Source organism: Streptomyces sp. NPDC002536 (genome assembly GCF_053594995.1).
In genome coordinates this window covers 42,115-60,196 of record NZ_JBSFWU010000038.1, presented here as the reverse complement: position 1 = coordinate 60,196, position 18,082 = coordinate 42,115, and the positions used below count along the sequence as shown (strand labels likewise).

Annotated in this window: 16 protein-coding genes; 6 read left to right on the top strand and 10 right to left on the bottom strand. The window is 70.0% G+C overall.

The window, feature by feature from the left end:
* Window positions 1-189 precede the first annotated feature (189 nt).
* From ACWD4B_RS16570 to ACWD4B_RS16540, 7 genes are all read right to left on the bottom strand, one after another.
* Window positions 190-1,047: an ABC transporter permease gene (locus ACWD4B_RS16570; RefSeq protein WP_451421394.1), complete on the bottom strand. Its 858-nt coding sequence runs from the start codon at window positions 1,045-1,047 to the stop codon at window positions 190-192.
* Between the two features lie 49 nt (window positions 1,048-1,096).
* A complete protein-coding gene (locus ACWD4B_RS16565; protein ID WP_451421393.1) occupies window positions 1,097-2,107 on the bottom strand; it encodes an ATP-binding cassette domain-containing protein in 1,011 nt (336 codons plus the stop codon).
* Between the two features lie 91 nt (window positions 2,108-2,198).
* Window positions 2,199-7,433: a type I polyketide synthase gene (locus ACWD4B_RS16560; protein WP_451421392.1), complete on the bottom strand. Its 5,235-nt coding sequence runs from the start codon at window positions 7,431-7,433 to the stop codon at window positions 2,199-2,201.
* 65 nt (window positions 7,434-7,498) lie between these two features.
* On the bottom strand, window positions 7,499-7,687 hold the full coding sequence (locus ACWD4B_RS16555; protein ID WP_336413908.1) for a ferredoxin: 189 nt from the start codon (window positions 7,685-7,687) through the stop codon (window positions 7,499-7,501).
* Between the two features lie 81 nt (window positions 7,688-7,768).
* A complete protein-coding gene (locus tag ACWD4B_RS16550) occupies window positions 7,769-8,947 on the bottom strand; it encodes a cytochrome P450 (protein ID WP_451421391.1) in 1,179 nt (392 codons plus the stop codon).
* Between the two features lie 29 nt (window positions 8,948-8,976).
* Window positions 8,977-10,035, bottom strand: a complete 1,059-nt coding sequence (locus tag ACWD4B_RS16545; protein ID WP_451421390.1) for a DegT/DnrJ/EryC1/StrS family aminotransferase — start codon at window positions 10,033-10,035, stop codon at window positions 8,977-8,979.
* Between the two features lie 70 nt (window positions 10,036-10,105).
* Complete coding sequence (locus ACWD4B_RS16540) at window positions 10,106-11,482, bottom strand: glycosyltransferase (RefSeq protein WP_451421389.1); 1,377 nt, start codon at window positions 11,480-11,482, stop codon at window positions 10,106-10,108.
* 683 nt (window positions 11,483-12,165) lie between these two features.
* On the opposite strand from ACWD4B_RS16540, the gene ACWD4B_RS16535 reads away from it, so the two are divergent.
* Window positions 12,166-12,786 (top strand): LuxR C-terminal-related transcriptional regulator, encoded by a 621-nt coding sequence (locus ACWD4B_RS16535; protein WP_451421395.1) that lies wholly within the window; start codon window positions 12,166-12,168, stop codon window positions 12,784-12,786.
* Window positions 12,787-12,817: 31 nt separating this feature from the next.
* Here the strand turns inward: ACWD4B_RS16535 and ACWD4B_RS16530 are convergent, their stop codons facing one another.
* Window positions 12,818-13,570, bottom strand: coding sequence for an SDR family NAD(P)-dependent oxidoreductase (locus tag ACWD4B_RS16530; RefSeq protein ID WP_451421388.1), 753 nt, complete (start codon window positions 13,568-13,570; stop codon window positions 12,818-12,820).
* A 314-nt stretch (window positions 13,571-13,884) separates the two neighbouring features.
* On the opposite strand from ACWD4B_RS16530, the gene ACWD4B_RS16525 reads away from it, so the two are divergent.
* The 3 genes from ACWD4B_RS16525 (at window position 13,885) to ACWD4B_RS16515 (ending at window position 15,048) form a co-directional block, all read left to right on the top strand.
* Window positions 13,885-14,160 (top strand): cupredoxin domain-containing protein, encoded by a 276-nt coding sequence (locus ACWD4B_RS16525; protein WP_451421387.1) that lies wholly within the window; start codon window positions 13,885-13,887, stop codon window positions 14,158-14,160.
* A gap of 67 nt (window positions 14,161-14,227) precedes the next feature.
* Entirely contained in the window at window positions 14,228-14,449 is a 222-nt protein-coding gene (locus tag ACWD4B_RS16520; protein WP_451421386.1) for a superinfection immunity protein, read from the top strand.
* Between the two features lie 65 nt (window positions 14,450-14,514).
* Window positions 14,515-15,048 (top strand): GNAT family N-acetyltransferase, encoded by a 534-nt coding sequence (locus tag ACWD4B_RS16515; RefSeq protein ID WP_451421385.1) that lies wholly within the window; start codon window positions 14,515-14,517, stop codon window positions 15,046-15,048.
* Window positions 15,049-15,123: 75 nt separating this feature from the next.
* Here ACWD4B_RS16515 and ACWD4B_RS16510 read toward each other — a convergent pair whose 3' ends face one another.
* On the bottom strand, window positions 15,124-16,074 hold the full coding sequence (locus ACWD4B_RS16510) for an NAD-dependent epimerase/dehydratase family protein (protein ID WP_451421384.1): 951 nt from the start codon (window positions 16,072-16,074) through the stop codon (window positions 15,124-15,126).
* Between the two features lie 371 nt (window positions 16,075-16,445).
* Between ACWD4B_RS16510 and ACWD4B_RS16505 the strand changes: the two genes are divergently transcribed.
* Window positions 16,446-17,021 (top strand): acyl-homoserine-lactone synthase, encoded by a 576-nt coding sequence (locus ACWD4B_RS16505; protein WP_451421383.1) that lies wholly within the window; start codon window positions 16,446-16,448, stop codon window positions 17,019-17,021.
* 74 nt (window positions 17,022-17,095) lie between these two features.
* On the top strand, window positions 17,096-17,287 hold the full coding sequence (locus tag ACWD4B_RS16500) for a hypothetical protein (protein WP_451421382.1): 192 nt from the start codon (window positions 17,096-17,098) through the stop codon (window positions 17,285-17,287).
* Between the two features lie 78 nt (window positions 17,288-17,365).
* Here the strand turns inward: ACWD4B_RS16500 and ACWD4B_RS16495 are convergent, their stop codons facing one another.
* On the bottom strand, window positions 17,366-18,070 hold the full coding sequence (locus ACWD4B_RS16495; protein WP_451421381.1) for a Clp protease N-terminal domain-containing protein: 705 nt from the start codon (window positions 18,068-18,070) through the stop codon (window positions 17,366-17,368).
* Window positions 18,071-18,082: the final 12 nt, after the last annotated feature.

Sequence of the window (18,082 nt, the reverse complement as noted above, 5' to 3'; positions counted from 1 at the left end):
TCAAAGCAGGGCTTGGCCGATTTCTCCGAACGCCTTTGCTGTGGATCTTCCCGATCTGCGGAGAGGGGAAGCCGACGAGCCGACGCAGGAGAGCGCCGAGCAGGTGCGGCCCGCCGCTCCGGAGGCGGCCAACGCACTCCGCCCCGCTGGATGACCAGCGGGGCGGAGTGCGTTGAGGAACGGAGAGGATCAGAGCGGGCGCCGGAAGCCCACCACTGCGAGGATGCTGCCCGCGACGGCGATGCACCCGCTGATGATGATCGCGGGGATCACGGCTCCGACGCCGGGCAGGTCGAGTGCGAGGGCGCGCGTCGCGTCGATCGCGTACGTCAGCGGGTTGACCTTGGCGATCACGCCCAGCCATGTGGGCATGTCGTCGATCGGGACGTAGGCGCTCGACGCGAACGTCAGCGGGAGGAGCACGACGACCGCGAGGTTCTGCATGGGCTCCGCACGGCGCAGCCACGTGGCCGCGGCGATGAAGGCCCAGCCCAGGGTCCAGGTGATGAAGAGTGCCAGCCCGGCCGCGGTGAGGAGCTTCAGTGCCCCGCCCTTGGGGGAGTAGCCGAGCACGACGATGGCCAGCACGATGACGATCGCGATCTGGACCGCGGCGCGGACCAGGTTCGCCAGGCTGCGGGCGACGAGCAGCGAAGCGGGGTGGACGGGCATTGAACGGAGCCGGGCGACCATGCCGTTCTTCAGGTCGTCCACGACTCCGATGCCGGACTGGATCGCGGACTGCACCGCGTTGTCCACCAGGACCGCGGGCAGGACGAAGTCGAGGTAGTCGACCCCTTTGGGGAAGTGGGCCGAGGTGTTCATCCCTCGGAAGACCTGGGTGAGGATGAACAGGATGATCACCGGCTGGAACAGGCCGAAGAGGATCACGCCGGGGTCGGTCACCAGTGCCTTCAGCGACCGGCCGGTGAGCACGCGGATCTGGGTCAGCGCCGAACTGCCGCCCCAAGCGGGCGCCGGCCCCGCGATGCGATCGGGGGCCGGCGGCGCCGGGTCGGTGCGTCCTGCGAGTTGTTGTGTGGTCATGGGGTCTCCACGGTGTGGGCGCTGAGCATGGTGCAGGTGCAGGCGAGGTTCACGCGGCGGTACCGGCCGAGACGGTCGAGCCTGCCGAGCCGGCGGTGTGGCCGGCCAGGGTGAGGTAGACGTCGTCGAGGGTCGGTTCTCCGAACGTCAGCTCCGTGGCCTCGATCCCCGCGTGGTCGAGGGCCCGGATCACGACGGCGATGTCCTTCGAGGTCTCGATGACGACGACGATGGTGCCGTTCTCGTGGTCCTGGACCGGCTCCAGGCCCGCCTGCCGTATGGCGGCGCAGGCCGCGGCCGGGTCGGCGGCGGCGTCCGGGGTGACCGTCACCGTGCGCTGGCCCACCTTGGCCTTGAGTTCGGCGGCGGTGCCACTGGCGATCACCGAGCCGGCCGACAGCACGGTGATGGAGTCCGCGAGCCGGTCCGCCTCGTCGAGGTACTGCGTGGTGAGCAGGACCGTGGTGCCCTCGGCCACGAGGCCTTCCACGATCTCCCAGAGGTTGAGCCGGCTCGACGGGTCCAGGCCCGTGGTCGGCTCGTCGAGGAAGATGACGTCCGGGTGCCCGACCAGGGACGCGGCCAGGTCGAGCCGTCGGCGCAGGCCGCCGGAGTAGGTGCCCGGCCGGCGCGTGGCGAACTGCTGGAGCCCGAACAGCTCCAGCAGTTCGTCGGCCCTGTTCCGGGCCGACCTGCGGTCCGCGCCGAGCAGCCGGGCCAGCAGCACCAGGTTCTCCCGCCCGGTGAGCTGGGCGTCGACCGAGGCGAACTGGCCGGTCAGGCCGATGCGTTTGCGCACGTCGTGTGCCTGGCGCACGACGTCGAAGCCGGCGACCGCCGCGCGCCCCGCCGTGGGCGGCAGTGCGGCGGTGAGGACGTTGACGAGCGTGGTCTTGCCCGCGCCGTTGTGTCCGAGCAGGCCCAGGACGGTGCCGCGGCGGGCCGAGAGGCTCACCGAGTCCAGGGCGCGCAGCGGTCCGAAGACCTTGCTGACGTTCTCCGCCTCGATCATGATGTCGCCGCCCGTCCGGGCGGCGGTGGGCCGAACGAGCCCGTTCATGGGTGATCTCCTGCAGTGGTGTTGTGTTGTGGTGTGGTGCGAGGGCTGCGCGGGTGCGGGCCGCCGGAGTTGACGGTCCGCACCCGTGACGTCAACTCCGGGTGTCCAACAGGGCGAACAGGTCTTCGTCGCTGGCCGAGTCCAGGTCCAGGGCGCCCTCGGCAGCAGGGCCGCCCGCCGTGGTCTGCCGGCCCGCCGTCAGCGCCTTCAGACGCGTCACCGTCTCCGCCGAGAGCTCCGTGCCCGCCGCGACCAGGGCCTCCAGCTCGGTCACGACGGACTCCGCGTCCCGTGCCGGCGCGGCCGTCCGTGCGAGTTTGTCGCGCACCAGGCGCATGACGGCGTCCGGCGTGGGGCGGTCGTAGACGAGCGTGGCGGGAAGGTGCGTGCCGGTGGCGGCGATCAGCCGGTTGCGCAGCTCGACCGCGTGCACCGAGGTGACGCCCATGTCCTTGAACGGCCGCTTGCCCTCGTCGCTCCCCAGCTCCGGGAGGCCGAGGACGGCCGAGACCTCGGTGAGGACCAGGTCCCGCACGAGCGCGTCCTGTGCGGCGGGGTCCTCCAGGCCGGACAACCGGGCGGCCAGCTCCGGCAGTTCGTCCAGTTCGTCGTCCAGCACCGCCGTGTCGCCGCCGATGCCCCCGACGGCCGCCGAACCCGCAGGCGCGGACGCCAGCCAGAACCGCCGCTGCTGGAAGGCATAGGTGGGCAGGGGAGCGGGCCGCGCCCCGGGCAGTACCGCCTGCCAGTCGACGGGAACGCCGTGGGCGTGCATCCGGGCGATTGCCTTGAGTACCGTGTGCCGTTCGCTCTCCCCGGTACGCATCGTCGGCACCACGGCGGCCCCGTAACCGGGGTCGGCGGACTCCAGGCACTCGTCCACCCACGGGGTGAGGGCAGGATGGGAGCCCAGCTCCAGGAACCCGGTGATGCGTTCGTCCCGGAGCCGGTCGACCGCGTCCTTGAAGCGCACGGACTGCCGCAGGTGCCGCACCCAGTGGTCGGGATCGTGGGCGTCCTCGGCGGTCATGTGCCGGCCGGTGACGGTCGAGACCACGGGGATGACCGGCGTGGAGTACGACAGCGTGCGGAGGACGGCGCCGAACTCCTCCAGGATGGGGTCCATGAGCGGCGAGTGGCCCGCCCCCTTCACCGCGACCCGCCGGGACTTGTGGCCGGCGGCGTTGAGCCGGTCCGTGAGCAGGGCCAGGGGCCCCTCCGCACCCGCAAGTACAAGGGAGTGCGGCCCGCTGACGGAGGCGATCGACACGGGCTCCGGCAACTCGGCGAGGTACGGCGCCACTTCGCTCTCCGAGATGCGCACCGCCACCATCGCCGCGCCGGGCGGCAGCGTGTCCATCAGCCGGCCCCGGGTGGCCGTCAGGATGCACGCGTCCTCAAGGCTGAGTCCGCCCGCGAGATGAACGGCGACGGTCTCGCCGGCGGAGTGCCCCATCAGGCGGTCCGGGACCACGCCCCAGGACTCGAAGAGCCGGTACAGGGCGACCTGGACGGCGAACAGGGCCGGTTGCGCGTAGGTGGCGTCGTCGAGGAGGGCCGCCTCCTCGGAGTCCGGATCCGCCCACATCACCGAGGTGAGCGGCCGGTCCAGCAAGGGGTCCATGACGGCGCACACGTCGCGCAGCGCGGCTGCGAACACGGGGAACGCCTCGGCCGCCTCGCGCCCCATACCGGGCCGCTGGCCGCCCTGTCCGGGGAAGAGGATGGCCAGCTCGCCGGGCGAGGAGTCCTCGACGGTGACCCCGGCGGGCCGCTTGCCTTCGGCGAACCGGGCCGTGGCGGAGAGCAGTTCCGCGCGGCCGGAGCCTGTGACGACGACCCGGTGCCGGTGCAGGGCGCGGGTGGTGGCCAGCGAGTAGGCGACGTCCTGTGCGGACAGGGCGGGGTCGTCCTGAACGCGCTCGGCCAACTGCTGTGCCTGGGCGCGGAGCGCCGCCCGGCTGCGGGCGGACAGGATCCAGGGCGCGGTCACCTCACCGGCCGTTTCCGGGCTCCCGGTGCCGGCTGCGCCGCCCGTACCCGTGCTCGTGTCGCTCGCCGTGTTCCCGGCGGGCGCTTCCTCCAGGATCACATGGGCGTTGGTGCCGGCGAGCCCGAAGGAGGACACGCCGGCCCGGCGGGTGCGTGCGTTCTCCCGCGGCCAGGGCCGGGCCTCGGTCAGCACCTGTACCGAGCCGGAGGACCAGTCCACGCGGGACGACAACTCGTCCACGTGCAGGGTCCTGGGCAGCACGCCGTGGTGCAGCGCGAGTACCGTCTTGATGACCCCGACGACGCCGGCGGCCGCCTGCGTGTGCCCGAGGTTCGACTTCACCGAGCCCAGCCACAGCGGCCGTTGCTGCGGGCGTTCCCTGCCGTACGTGGCCAGCAGTGCCTGGACCTCGATGGGGTCCCCGAGCGGGGTGCCGGTGCCGTGGCCCTCCACGGCGTCGACGTCCTGGGGCGTCAGCCGGGCGTCGGCCAGGGCCTGGCGGATGACGCGCTGCTGTGCGGGGCCGCTCGGTGCGGTCAGCCCGTTGGAGGCGCCGTCCTGGTTGACGGCGGAGCCGCGCACGAGTGCCAGCACGGGGTGTCCGTTGCGCCGGGCGTCGCTCAGCCGCTCCAGCAGCAGCAGTCCCGCGCCTTCGGAGAAGGCGGAGCCGTCGGCGGAGTCCGCGTATGCCTTGGCCCGGGCGTCGGGGGCCAGCGCGCGCAGCCGGGAGAACTGTGCGAACGGCGCCGGGGAGGCCATGACGGTCACGCCGCCGGCCAGTGCCAGGGAGGACTCGCCGGACCTGAGCGACTGGCACGCCAGGTGCAGTGCGACCAGGGACGAGGAGGAGCCGGTGTCCACGGTCAGCGCGGGGCCCTCCAGCCCGAAGGTGTAGGCGATACGTCCGGAGACGGCGCTGTCGGAGGATCCGGTGGCGAGCATGCCCTCCAAGTCGCCCTGGGGGACGGCGGTGTTGGCGGCGTAGTCGCGGTGCATCGCGCCCGTGAACACGCCGGTGCGGCTGCTCTTGAGGGTCGTCGGGTCGATGCCTGCGTGCTCGAAGGTCTCCCAGGCCGTCTCCAGCAGCAGCCGCTGCTGCGGGTCGGTGGCCGTGGCCTCCCGGTCGGAGAAGCCGAAGAAGCCGGCGTCGAAGCGGCCCGCGTCGAGGAAGCCGCCCTCGCGGGCGTAGGTGGTTCCGGGCCGGTCCGGGTCGTCGTCGAAGAGCTGGTCGAGGTCCCAGCCGCGGTCCTCGGGGAAGCCGCCCATGACGTGTGCCTCGTCGGTGAGCAACTGCCACAGGGCGCGCGGGGAGTGGGTGCCGCCGGGCAGCCGGCAGGCCATGCCGACGATGGCCACCGGTTCGTCCTGCTCCGGTGTGCGGTGCATGGGGGTGTTCTCGGTGCCGTCCTCCTGGCCGGTCAGTACCTGTGCGACGGCCTGCGGGGTGGGGAAGTCGAAGGCCAGGGTGGTGGGGAGGGGCAGGCCCGTCTCCTCGCGCAGCAGGTTGCGCAGGCGGACCGCGCGGATGGAGTCGAGGCCGAGGCGGCGGAAGTCCTCGCCGGGGGAGAAGGGGATCGCGGTGCCGTCGGGTCCGAGCACGCTGGCGACACATGTGCGGACCAGTTCCAGCGCCTCACCGGTCGTGCGCGGCGGGGAGGCGCCGGGGCGGGCCGGGGCGGGGGTGATCTCGCTGGCGGCGAGCAGGCGTTCGAGTGCCCTGCGGTCGAGCTTCCCGGCTGGCGTCCGGGGCAGGGCGCGCACGGTGACCAGGTCGAGGGGGATCTTGTGGTCGGCGACGCCGAGTCCGCGCAGGAACGCGGTGACGTCGCCGAGCCCGGTCGCCGGGTCGGCGCGGTCGGTCACGACCAGGCAGGGGTACTCCCCGAGCCGGGGGTCCGTCGCGCCGACCACGGCCAGCGGGCCCAGCCCCGGCAGGCCGGCGAGCAGGGCCTGGACCTCGGTGGCGCTGAACTTCCGGCCGCCCACGTTGATCAGCTCGGTCGCCCGGCCGTGCAGGACGACCACCCCGTCCGTGCCGATGCCGGCGAGGTCGCCGGTGCGCAGCCAGCCGTCCTCGGTGAGCGCGGCACGTGTGAGCTCCGGCTCGCGGAAGTAGCCGCGGAACACCCCGGGCCCGCGGTACTGGAGTTCACCGGTCTCGCCCGGCGGGCACTCCGTGCCGTGCTCGTCGACGACGCGCACCCGGGAACCGCTGACCGGCCTGCCCACGCTGCCGTCGGGGTCGTCGATCCGTGAGCAGGTGCCGGTGCCGAGCTCGGACATGCCCCACACCACGACGAGTCCGCAGCCGAGGGCGGCCCGGACGTCCGCGGCGAGCGCGGGCGGCACGGGTGCTCCGGCCGTGCGTATCTCGTGCGGGCGGAACCCGGCGGGTTCCTGTGTCCCGGCCAGGCGGTCGACGATGTCGTGCAGTTGGGCCGGCACGGCGAAGACGACCCGCGGGTCGTGCGTGCGGGCCAGTTCCAGGAAGCGGTCCGGGTCCCAGTCGGCGAGCAGGACCTGCGTGCAGGCGGTGAACAGCGCGGTGTGCAGGCTCTGGAGGCCGAACAGGTGGGTCGGCGGGCAGGCGGTGAGCACGGTGCCGTGGAAGGTGCCGGGGGTTTCGGCGGTGACGGCGGCGGTGTTGGACAGGAGTCCGTCGTGGCTGTGCACGCACAGCTTGGGCCGCGCCGAGGTCGTCCCTGAGGAGGGGAGGAGCAGCAGGGGCATCCCGGGGGTGATCTCCACGGGCCGGGGTGCCGTGCCCGCCCAGGCCGTCAGCAGGTCCGCGAGCGGGGTGACGCCTTCCGCGCCGGAGTTCCCGGCCCGGGCGGCGGTGTCCCCGGTGAGCAGGACGGTGTGCAGCGACGGCAGGGCGTCGAGCAGTGAACGGGCCGTTGCCGTGGCCCGGTTGCCGTCGCGGTCGTCGTGACTGTCGTTGCCGTCGTGTGCGAGGACGAGGAGGGCGGGTTCGGCGCGGGCGAGCAGCGCGTGGAGATCGGTGTCGGTGGTGCCGTGGTGGACGGGCAGCAGCACGGCGCCGACGGCCGCGACGGCCAGGTGCAGGGTGGCGAACTCCCCGCAGTTCGGCAGTCGCACCGCGACCACGTCGCCGGGCTCCACGCCCGACTCCTGCAGGCCGCGGGCGAGCGCGGCGACGTCCGCCTGCCACTGCCGCCACGTCCACGAGCGGTCTCCGTCGACGACGGCCACCGTGTCGGGGGCGGAACGCGCGGCGGCCGCGAACACGCCGGGGAGCGTGAAGCCGCCCAGCGCCTCGGCTGTGTCGGAGGGCGGTTCGATCGTGTAGTCATCTGTGTGGACGGGCACCATAACTCCCGGATCTCTTCAACGCTTTCATCGGTGGGGGCGCGGCTCGCGGATCGCCCGGGTTGTCGTCAGTCCTCGTGCACGGTGAGCGAGCGGGACGGGCACAGACCGGCCGCCAGCCGGACCCGGTCCTCGTGACCGTCGCCGGTGCCCAGGAGGGTGACCAGTCCGTCCTCGTCCTGGTCGAAGACCTCCGGAGCGGTCAGCACGCACTGACCTGCTCCCACACAGCGGTCGACGTCGGCGGTGATGCGCATCGTGTATCTCTCCTGCGGTGGAATGGGGCCCGCCGGACGGTGCTCGGACCGTCCGGCGGGCAGACTCGGTGGAAGGGGGGGCTACCAGCGGACGGGCAGTTCGCTGAGGCCGTAGAGCACGCCGTCGTACTTGACGGCCAGTCCGTCGAGGGGCACGGCGAGTTCGAGCTGCGGGATGCGCTCGAAGAGCTTGCGGTAGGTGACCTCCATCTCCATCCGCACCAGGTTCTGGCCCAGGCACTGGTGCACGCCGTAGCCGAAGGCCACGTGGTGCCGGGCGGACCGGGAGGGGTCGAACCGGTGGGGGCACTCGAAGGCGGTGTCGTCGTGGTTGGCCGCGGCGACCAGGGGGATGATGCCCTCGCCCGCCTTGACGAGCTGCCCGGCGACCTCCACGTCCTCGACCGCCACGCGCAGCGACACCAGGTCGGCGACCGAGTGGAAGCGCAGCGTCTCCTCCACCGCCCGGTCGTCACCGATCCACTGGGGGTTCGTCAGGAGGGTGACCACACCGAGTGCGATGTTGTTGGCGGTCGTCTCGTGCCCGGCGATGAGCAGGAGCATCAGCACGCCCGGCATCTCGTGCGGGGCGATCGCGCCGGTGGCCAGCAGCCTGCTGACGAGGTCGTCGCCGGGCCACTTCGACTTGATCTCCACGAGCCGGCCGACGTAGCGCAGGAGGTCCTTGGCGGCGGCCTCGCGCTGCTGGTCGGTCGAGGAGCGGATGGCGACCAGGGTGCGCGTCCTGGACTCGAAGAAGTCGCGGTCGGAGGGCGGCACGCCGAGCAGCGCGGAGATCACCAGGGAGGGGATGGGCAGGGCGAAGTCGGCGACGAGGTCGGCGGTGTTCCCGGCGGCCAGCATGTCGTCGAGACGCTTCTCCACCGTCTGCTCGATCGCCGGCCGCATCGCCTTGACGCGGCGGACGGTGAACTCCGGGATGAGTGCCTTGCGGAACCGGTCGTGCTCGGGGGAGTCCATGCCCACGAACCAGCCCGGAATCTGCTCCTGCTTGGGCACTCCCAGGGTGGCCCCGACGTTCGGGAAGCCCTCGTGGGCGGGGTTGGAGCTGATCTTGGAGTTGGTCAGGACGGAGCGTACGTCCTCGTGCCGGGTGACCAGCCAGACCCGGTCGCCGTTGGGCAGGTGCGAGAGGACCAGCCCCTCGTGCTGCCGGTAGTCGGCGTAGCCGGGCGGCGGGAAGGGCACGCCGGGCTTGCGCAGCGGGAAGTCGACCACCATCGGGTCGGTGTGCGTCATGTGCGGTTGTCCCCTTTCGGACGGGCCGGTCAGCCGACGCCGTAGAAGGCGCGGACCTTGCTGATCACGAAGTCCTGGTCGGCGGCGGTCAGTCCGGTGTGGGTGGGCAGGTACAGCCCGTCCTCGGCGAAGACGTTCGCCTTGAGCGAGGGCCAGACGGGGTCGAGGTACATGGGCTGCCGGCTCATCGGCTTGAAGAACAGGCGGGTCTCGATGGACTCGCCCGCCAGGAACTCCTGCAGTTCCTGGCGGCGTTCGGCCCGGAGGTCGTACATCCACAGCACGTCGCGCGGCGGCATCAGCGTGATGCCGGGGACGTCGGCGAGGCCCTCGTCGTAGCGCTTCTCGATGGTGCGGCGTATCTCGAGGATCTCGTCCAGCCGCTCGACCTGGCCCAGCGCGACGGCGGCCTGCATGGCCGTCATGCGGTTGTTGTAGGCGACCTTCTTGTGCAGGAAGCTGTGGTCCTTGGTGAAGGCCATGGCGCGCAGGTGCTCCATCTGCCCGGCCAGCCTGGGGTCGTCGGTGAGGCAGATGCCGCCCTCGCCCGAGGTGATGATCTTGTTGGCGAAGAGCGAGAAGCAGGCGATGTCGCCGACCGGGCGGATGCCGTGGGCCTCGGCGGAGTCCTCGACGACGCGCAGGTTGTACTGGAACGCGATGTCCATGATCGCGTCCATGTCGCAGCGCCGGCCGTAGATGTGGACGGGCATGATGGCCTTCGTCCGCGGGGTGATCTTCTCTTCGATGCGGGTCACGTCGATGTTGAGGTCGTCCGCGCAGTCGACGAAGACGGGCGTCGCGCCGGTGTACGTGACCGCCCATGCGGAGGCGACCATGGTGAACTCGGGGACGATCACCTCGTCGCCCGGGCCGATGCCCAGGGCCCGCAGGGCGAGGGTGAGGGCGGCGGTCCCGGAGGAACAGGCGACGCCGTGTGCAACGGAGTTGTAGTCCGCGAAGGCGCGCTCGAAGCGCTGGATCATCGGCCCCTGGGAGGATATCCAGCCGTCGCTGACGGTGGCGGTGACGTACTCGAGCTCCCTGCCGTCCAGGGCGGGCCTGGACACGGGGTACTTGAACGGCATCGTCGGCTTCTTCCTTGTCGTTCTTGTCGTTCTTGTCGTTGTGGTGCGGGCGCGTTGGCGCGCGGGCGGCTCAGGCCAGGGCCGGGAGCTTGAGGATCAGGGATGCGGCGGTCTCACGGCCGCCCGCGGCGCGCTGAAGGGCCCCGAGCCGCTCGGCGTTCTTGCTGAAGGAGGGGGTGTCGAGCACCCGGGTGATCTTGTCGACGACGTCGTCGGCGGACAGGGACCGAGGCCGGTCCAGGGTCAGGCTGATGCCGAAGTCCCGGCCGCGGACGGCCTGGTCGTAGCAGTCCACCCACAGCGGCCGGATCACGAGCGGCTTGCCGAAGTAGACGCCTTCGTTGAAGCCGTTGCCGCCGCCGTGCGTGAAGAACACCTTCACGTTCGGGTGGGCGAGGACGTCGTGCTGGGAGGGGACCCAGCTCTCGATGCGGAGGTTGGCCGGCCGCGACTCCTCGGGCGGCAGCAGGTGCTGCTGCTCCTTGGCCAGCTTCCACAGCACCTGGTGACGGCCTTCGAGCCGGCGGGCGACCTCGACGACGGAGGCGACCTCCGCCCGGGTCAGCCGGGTGATGGTCCCGAGCCCTATGTAGACGACGGACGACTGGGCGTCCAGCCAGCCCGAGAGGTCCTCGTCGTCCGGCGCCTCCGGCAGCGGCGGCACCATCGCGCCGACCAGCTGCATCTTTTCCGGGATGGTGAAGGGGTAGTCCAGCTCGGCGATCGAGTTGCACAGGACCATCTCGGCCTTGTCGATCCTCGTCATCGGGCTGACCGGCGGGATGCCGAGCGCCTTGCGGCGCCGGTTGTCCTCGGTGAAGACCTTGCCCATCTCGGGCGTGCAGAACATCGCGAAGGTCCGGATCTTGAACAGCTCGTTGCTGATGCGCTCGGCGAGGCTCATCTTGGCCGACAGCCCGGTGTGGGGGACCGGGAAGCCCTTGGGGGTGTAGCTCTTGCCGAACGGGGTGTAGGCCGTCAGTACATTGCTGGGCACGAACGGCACGCTCAGCACGAACGGGATGCCCCGGGCGATGGCGAGGTCGATCGCGAAACCGCTGATGCAGTCGATGACCATCAGCGCCGGCTGCACCTCGTCGACGACGGCTTCGAGCCGCCGGAGCTTCATGTCCTGGATGCCGGGCTTGTAGGACTGCCTGATGACGGCGCGATGAGCCTTGAAGCGCGAGGACTGGGTGACCTCGCGGTAGACGGCGTCGTCCCAAGTCACCGCGGACAGTTCGGAGATGACCTCGCCCAGGGAGGCGAACTCCACCGGAGAGCGCTCCGCGATCGACTTCACGTCGTCGCGCCGCGGCTCGTCGGTGGCGAACCAGAGGTCCTCAACCCCCTGACGGGAGAGCTCGCCCGCCAGCACGAGCAGTGGGTTGAGCAGGCCGCTCTCCGGAAGGCTGACGAAGAGGATCGGCCGTTGGGCGGAGTCCATGGGTTCCCTTTCGGCGGTGGCAGGCGGGCGTCGTCGAGCACGCCCCCGTGTGGGTCGGCTGGCCGTACCCACCTTTGATCTCACGCCCGACGCCGGGAAATCCTTAGACTTCGCCCCCGGCCCGGCCCCTCGCGCCCGGTGGCCGTGGCGCGCCCGGGCGGAGGCCGGTGCAACATCCGGCGCGACATCTCGCGTACCCCCGGATTCCTTGACGTGTTTTTGTCGAGGGGGTGGCAACCGGGGGTGACGCGAACTCCTCCGGGGTATTCCGGTGCTGAATTGGGATTCGGCGGCGAACTCTCCTCATTTGCATGCCGGTTGCGGTTCGGTACCTGTGATGCGGTGTTCACGATTCCGAAACATTCACAGAGCGTAGCCGCTCGTGCGTGCGGGGTGAGAATGTGTCGCAGGGGTGGCGCAAAAATGCCGTTACTGGCGGGATTTCGGCCGTACGGGGCCACCGAAGCCGTCACCCGGAAACCGAACCTTTTCGGCGGAGCCGCAGATTTAAGCGCCCACGGGCGGCGGACGTTGACCCCCGATCCGGCAGTTAACTAGCCTCCTAAACGAATTGGCCCTGCATGTGAAGTTTGATGAAAGGGACTTCCCCCTTGGCGAATGCAGCCCCCACCCTCGTTGATGCGGCCCCGCTCGTGGCGCACGGCAATCCGCTGGATCAGGTCATGAACGCGGACGGCCGGCCGTCCGACCAGACCGGCGTGTGCATGGCCAGCCTCGACGCGGCCCTGACCTTCCAGCAGGCGAACCAGGAGTTCTTCCGGCAATTCAACGTCTCGTCCGAGGAGTTGTGCGGCCGCAGCATCCGCGATGTGGTGCACCCCAGCGTCCAGCAGCCGCTGATGCGCAAGTTCTCGCACCTGCTCGAAGGCAGGCACCAGCGCTTCGTCACCCCCGTCATCGCCGTGGGCCGGGGCGAGGAGTCCGCGTTCACCGTTCCGCTCACGGCAGTTGCGGTGCGCGGTGGTCTGCCCGGCACGACGGCGATCGTGGTCATGATGCCCACGACGCGGAGCACGGAAGGAGCGCGCGTCGTCACCAACCGGAAGAAGATCCTGTCCGAGATGGACGCCCGCATCCTCGAAGGCATCGCCGCCGGCATCTCCACCGTCCCGCTGGCCTCGCGTCTCTACCTGAGCCGGCACGGCGTCGAGTACCACGTGACCTGCCTGATGCGGAAGTTGAAGGTGCCCAACCGTGCCGCGCTGGTCTCCCGCGCCTACTCCATGGGTGTGCTCAAGGTCGGCATCTGGCCGCCCGAGGTCGTGGACGATTTCGTGAAGTAGACGTGAAGCAGGGCAGGGCGGAGCAGAGCGGTCAGCGCATCTGGGTGAGCCGTCGTTCGACGTCCTTGGGGGCGCGCGCCCATGTCTCGCCGATCTCGCGGGAGACGGGGTCGGGGAAGATCTCCGGATCTCCGCGTTCCAGTCCGTCCAGAACGGCGCGAGCCACCTCCTGTGGTGTCGTCGACTGGTAGGTGCTGAGGTCCGGGGCCGAGCTGAGGGCCTGCGCGAGCATGTCGGTCTCCACCGGGCCCGGGAACACGCCGTGCACGGTGATGCCACGCGGCACGAGGTCCTCGCGGAAGGCCTGGGTCATGAGGTTGAGCGCGGCCTTGGAAGCCGGATAGCCGCCCATGCCCGGGGTGCCGCCGAACGCTCCGACGCTGATGACATTGACGATGGCGCCACCGCCGTTCTGCTCGATCACCGGGGCGAAAGCGCGGACCATCCGCAGGGGGCCCAGGACATTGGTGCGCAGGACGTTCTCGACGGCATCGAACTCCATGTCGATCAGGTGGCCGAGGTCGACGACCCCCGCGTTGTTGACCAGGACCGTCACATCCGGCGCGGCCTGTACGGCCGCATCGATCGCCTGCGGGCTGGTGATATCGAGCACCAGCGGGACCACGCGGTCCGGGTCCGCCGCGGTCACCGGCTCCAGCGCCTCCGGCCGCCGGGCTGCCGCGTAAGCACGGGCTGCGTCCCTGGCCAGGAACTCGTCCAGCAGAGCCCGGCCAATACCGCGGTTGGCGCCTGTCACGAGGACGACAGAGTCCTTGATCTGCATGTCGCCACTCCCTTCGCTCTCTGCGGCGTCCCCTCTGCCCACTCTCACCCCGGCACCACCACCGCGCATTCCTGCGCTGGAGTGTTACTGACAGATTCTGGGTGTCACGCTGAGTGGCCGACGTCGATGAAGTCGCCCTTGGCGGCGGAGCGCCATCACTCACCGGCACGCCCTGCGCCTCAATTGCCCCGGCTCGGTAGCTGATTCGAGTGATGCAGGGTTTGCCGGGGTGAATCTGGGCACAGACCTCGTACTCCGTTTAGGGCTCGAACCTCGTATCCGGCGAGGGGCGGCCGCGAGGAAAGGGGTTGCTCATGCCAACCCAGCACACGGTACTGATCCAGAACTTCGCCTTTGTTCCCGACGACCTGGTGATCAACGTCGGCGACTCCGTCGTCTGGACGAACCAGGACAGCGTCGACCACACTGCGACGTCCGACCCCAACCAGCCGGTGACGTGGGACACCGGCACCATTGCCCCGGGGCTGACCTCCGATCCGGTGCCTTTCAACACGGTCGGCGTTTCCCATTACCACTGCACCTTCCATCCGGACATGAAGGCCGACATCAGGTCCGTCGTCACTCACTGACGGGGGAGGGCCGGCCACCCTGAACGCCCAGGGATGCACGGCAGGAGCACCGGGATAGGCTGAGCCGATGTTCAGCGACATAGGACCGCTCGAGGCACTTGTCCTCGGCGTCGTCATCCTGGCCTTGTACATCGTGCCGTCGGTCATCGCGTTCCGCCGCAGGCATCCCAAACGATTGCTCATCCTGACCATCAACCTCGTTTTCGGCAGCACCCTCATCGGCTGGGCCGTCGCCCTCTACCTCGCGACCCGCTCCGCCCCGACCCCCGGCCGGCCGCGGACCGTGTGACGAGCCGTACGACGGCGCGAGCGCCGGATTTCCGATGAGGGGATTGCTTTCGGCAGGATGGGCGCATGACTGAGATCCGTACCCCCCGTCTCCTCCTCCGCAGCTGGCACGACGACGACCTCGTGCCGATGGCGGACATCAACGCGGACCCGCGGGTCATGCGCTGGGTCGACGACGGCTCGGTGCGCGACCTGGAGGACACGGCCGAGGCCATCGAGCAATGGGAAGAGGAGTGGGACGAGGAGGGCTTCGGACTCTTCGCCGTCGAGCTGCTGGCCTCGGGCGAACTGATCGGCTTCACGGGATTGTCCGTGCCCGAGTTCCTGCCGGAGGTGATGCCCGCCGTGGCGATCAGCTGGCGGCTCGGCTCACACTTCTGGGGCCAGGGATACGCGTCCGAAGCCGCGCACGCCACGCTGGAGTTCGCGCTCCAGGACCGCGGCCTGGACCGCGTCATCAGCATCAGCCAGGTGGGGGACAGCGCCTCCGAGAACGTCATCCGCAAGCTCGGCATGGAGTTTGAGCGGGAGACGGCACACCCGGTGTACGGCTACCCGCTGCGCATTCACGCCATCGATCTCACCGAGTTCCAGGCGTGAACCGGCGCCGGGGCGCTCTGCTGCCGCTCGCTGTCTGTGATTGGCATCGTGTTCAGAGCGCCCGGGTGACCGCGGTCAGTGCTGGGCCCGGGCAAGGAATGAGCGGTACCAGGCGAGAGTGTCGTCCAGGGTCGTGTCGAGGGCGATCGGCTTGAGGCCGAAGGCCTCCTGGATCGCGGTGGAGTCCATCACCTGCGGTTCGGTGTGCTGGTAGAACAGCTCGGCGTAGGAGCCCATGAACACCTCGTCGAACGGCCCGAAGGGGCGCGGCTCGCTCATGACGGTGGTCTTCAGGGGCTGCCCGACCTGCCGCTCGATCCGCTGGAAGATCTCGCGGGTGGTCCGGGCGGGGGCGGTGGGCAGGTGCCAGACACGGCCGTCGCCTTCGGGGTGTTCGCCCAGGGTGGCCAGGCCGGCGGCGACGTCGCGGATGTCGGTGTAGCTGTGCGGCAGGTCGATGTCGCCCAGGCCCAGCACTTCGGTTCCGGTCAGAGCACCGGGGAAGACGGTGCCGCCCAGGGTGGAGTTGAGCACGCCGGGGCCGACGAAGTCCGCCGAGCGGCCGAGAACGACACCGGCACGGCCGTCGCGGTGCGCGGCCAGGTACTTCGCGTCGAGGGCGGCCCGCATCCTGCCCTTGGCGCTGGTCGCGTTCCACGGGGTGTCTTCGGTCATGACCTGGCCGTGGGTCTCGCCGTAGGGGTAGAGCGTGTCGAGTACGACCAGGCGGGCGCTCTCGGCCTGGACCGCGCCGAGGATGGCGTCCTGGATGCCGGGCATCACGTCGATCTGCTGGTGGTAGGCGACGTTGACGCAGTGGTACACGACGGCGGCGCCCTTGATGGCGGCCCGAGCGCCGTCGACGGTGCCGACATCGCCCCGGGCGCGGGTGACTCCGTCGGGGGCCACGCCGGTCCCGGAACGGTCGACGAGACGAACCATGTGTCCCCGGCGGGCCAGCTCACCGGCGAGGGTCGAGCCGGCCGGGCCGGAGCCGAGGACGACGTGGAGATCGGTGGCATGCATGGGGTGTTCCCTCCTGCTGCTTCGTATGGCCTTGTTGTCCGCACTACGAGCCCCGTGCGTTAGCGGGCATCGCGTCTGTTAGAGACTATAACTCTTCGCGTGTGCATCGCGGAAGGGGGAGGGGCGGGACGAGGTTCAGGCGAGATTTGCGGAGCGCGCCGGACTCACGGTCTCGGGCAACGCAGGACGTGCTCACTGTGTGCTCGGCCGTCGAGACTGGAGCCCATCCAAGATCAAGTAGCATCCCTCCGTTAGGACACGAGGGGCGCACGGTTGTGCGGGATATCAGGGAATTGAGGGCTCCAGTGCGAACGGAGTTGTGCCCGCGCACGGCGTACGAGGTGGTGACCGGTGGGCCCGGCGACCCGGGCATGACGCCGACGCTCTTGGAGCAGATGTTCCGGCTCCGCTACAAGGTCTTCCATCAGCAGCTCGGCTGGGAAGTCAGCGGTGAAGGAGGGCTGGAACGCGATGAGTTCGACGATCTGAACCCCGTCTACGCCATCGCGGTACACCGCGCCAGCCATGCGGTGGTGGGCTGCGTCCGACTTCTGCCCACCACCGGCCCGCACATGCTTCGTGACGTCAAAGCCTTCCAGCCCGCCCTTGCAGGCCGTCGATCACCGTGCTCTTCCCGTATCTGGGAGATCAGCAGGCTGGCCGGCTCCTCACCGGTCGGCCCCGGCTCGTCGACCGACACGATTTCGCGGCCTGCAGCGGCCGGATTCGGCCCCGCCCCGCGGGCCCTTCTGGCTGCGGTCGGTGCTTATGCGGCAGGCCACGGGATAGAAGAATTCGTCACCCTTTCAGGCCTCAGTGTGGAGCGCCGAGGCAATGCCAGCGGCATCCCGAGCACCCGACTGGGACTCCAGCGGCCCACCCGGATCGGGACCGTGCTGTGCACCGCGTACAGCGTCTCCGCCGCCGCCCTGGCCGCACTCGCCTGACGGCTCTGCCCGCCGAGCAACCTGCGGCGCAGCAACTCGTGTTATACCGCTCCCATGCCCGACCAAGAGAAGCGGTGCAGACCACGCAGAATCATTCAGGCGGCAGCCCTGATCATGCTGATCGCTGCGATGACGGCGCTCACGTCGACGACGGCGGTGTCGGCATCGACATCGTCCTGCGCATCGCCCGCAACACTCTCGACCCGGTCCGTGCGGTGAAGCCCAGCTGTCATTTCGTCCCGCCGCTCCTGCCGCCGCAGCGTTGACGCTTCGCGGACCGGCACTGCAAAGGTTTTGGCGACGTCGGGTGGGGGCGGTGCGGATGCACCGCCCCGTGTCGTTTGTTACGGCTTGTCAGGCATGGCGAGCCGCTTGGCGATCTCGGTCTTGACCGTCTCGTGCAGCTCGTCCGACGTGAGGCCGAGGCTGCGCAGAATCTGCGCGGCCGGGCTTTCCTCGGCGCGGATCAGGCCCAGCAGCGTGTGTTCCGTGCCGACCCAGTCGTGGCCGAGGTCGGCCGACGCGCGGCGTGCCTGCTCGATGGCCTCCTTGCTCTCCGGCCGGAACGCGATGTGACCCCGCAGCGCCTTCTTCCCGGCCGGCGGCATCGCTTCCTCGATCGCGTCGCGGATGCGTTGCTCCGATTCGGTTTTCGCCACCAGCACCTCATATGCCAGGCCCCGCGGTTCGCCGAGCAGGCCGAGCAGCATGTGTTCGGTGCCGATGAAGTCGTGCTTGTGCGTCCGGGCGGCCTCCTGCGCCAGCACGATGCTGTGCCGGTTCAGGTTGGTGAACCGCTCGAATGCGGCGGGCGTGTGGCGTTGCTGGGCGGCTTGCTTGGACACTCCGATGGCGTCGCCGATCTCGGTCCATGACGCGCCGGTCTGCTTGGCCTTGCTGACGTAGTGGTCGATGAGCTGGTCACCGAGGTCGGACAGTGTCTGGGCGCGAAGTCGCGCCTCGCTGATGCGGGCCAGTTCGTCGGCGCCGGGGAGCTCCTCGTCGAGCCGGGCGATCAGGTCGGCAAGGCTGATGTCGAGTGGACTCATGCGTCAATCGTA